The sequence below is a fragment of the Streptomyces pinistramenti genome, assembly GCF_020564935.1.
Taxonomy (GTDB): domain Bacteria; phylum Actinomycetota; class Actinomycetes; order Streptomycetales; family Streptomycetaceae; genus Streptomyces; species Streptomyces pinistramenti.
Map to the genome: position 1 here is coordinate 1 of NZ_JAJCXB010000133.1, position 1,001 is coordinate 1,001.

1 protein-coding gene and 1 pseudogene are annotated in these 1,001 nt (G+C 48.7%); both read right to left on the reverse strand.

The window, feature by feature from the left end; translation table 11 throughout:
• Positions 1 to 68: 68 nt before the first annotated feature.
• A protein-coding gene (locus LIU39_RS34700) for an IS1 family transposase (protein ID WP_223696214.1) occupies positions 69 to 766 on the reverse strand; the annotation gives its coding sequence in 2 pieces (ribosomal slippage) (positions 69 to 517 and positions 517 to 766; 699 coding nt in all).
• Positions 767 to 794: 28 nt separating this feature from the next.
• Positions 795 to 1,001 (reverse strand): annotated as a pseudogene (locus LIU39_RS34705) (phenol hydroxylase); the annotation flags it as partial.

Genomic DNA, 1,001 nt, shown 5'->3' on the forward strand with positions numbered 1-1,001 from the left:
GTCATTATTGACTGTGCTTTTTTCGGCTGTTGATCTTTGAGATAAGCCGATGCGGTAGTGACTCCAACTTACTGATAGTGTTTTATGTTCAGATAATGCCCGATGACTTTGTCATGCAGCTCCACCGATTTTGAGAACGACAGTGACTTCCGTCCCAGCCTTGCCAGATGTTGTCTCAGATTCAGATTATGTCGCTCAATGCGCTGAGTGTAACGCTTGCTGATTACGTGCAGCTTTCCCTTCAGGCGGGATTCATACAGCGGCCAGCCATCCGTCATCCATATCACCACGTCAAAGGCCGACAGCAGGCTCAGAAGACGCTCCAGTGTGGCCAGAGTGCGTTCACCGAAGACGTGCGCCACAACCGTCTTCCGGAGCCTGTCATACGCGTAAAACAGCCAGCGCTGACGTGATTTAGCACCGACGTAGCCCCACTGTTCGTCCATTTCCGCGCAGACGATGACGTCACTGCCCGGCTGTATGCGCGAGGTTACCGACTGCGGCCTGAGTTTTTTAAATGGCGGAAAATCGTGTTGAGGCCAACGCCCATAATGCGGGCAGTTGCCCGGCATCCAACGCCATTCATGGCCATATCAATGATTTTCTGGTGCGTACCGGGTTGAGAAGCGGTGTAAGTGAACTGTAGTTGCCATGTTTTACGGCAGTGAGAGCAGAGATAGCGCTGATGTCCGGCAGTGCTTTTGCCGTTACGCACCACCCCGTCAGTAGCTGAACAGGAGGGACAGCTGATAGAAACAGAAGCCACTGGAGCACCTCAAAAACACCATCATACACTAAATCAGTAAGTTGGCAGCATCACCTAGAATTTCTTCAGAAATATTTCTTAATAAATCGTGTTTTTCAACAAGCGTAAAATTACTTTCTAAAATCTCTTGTTGTTTAGCTCGAGTTTGGGTATAAGCCCCATAATAAAATTGACGAGGATCTTTAAGCACGTACCAATCTTTCATTTGGATTACAGTACGGCCCTTATCGTAAAG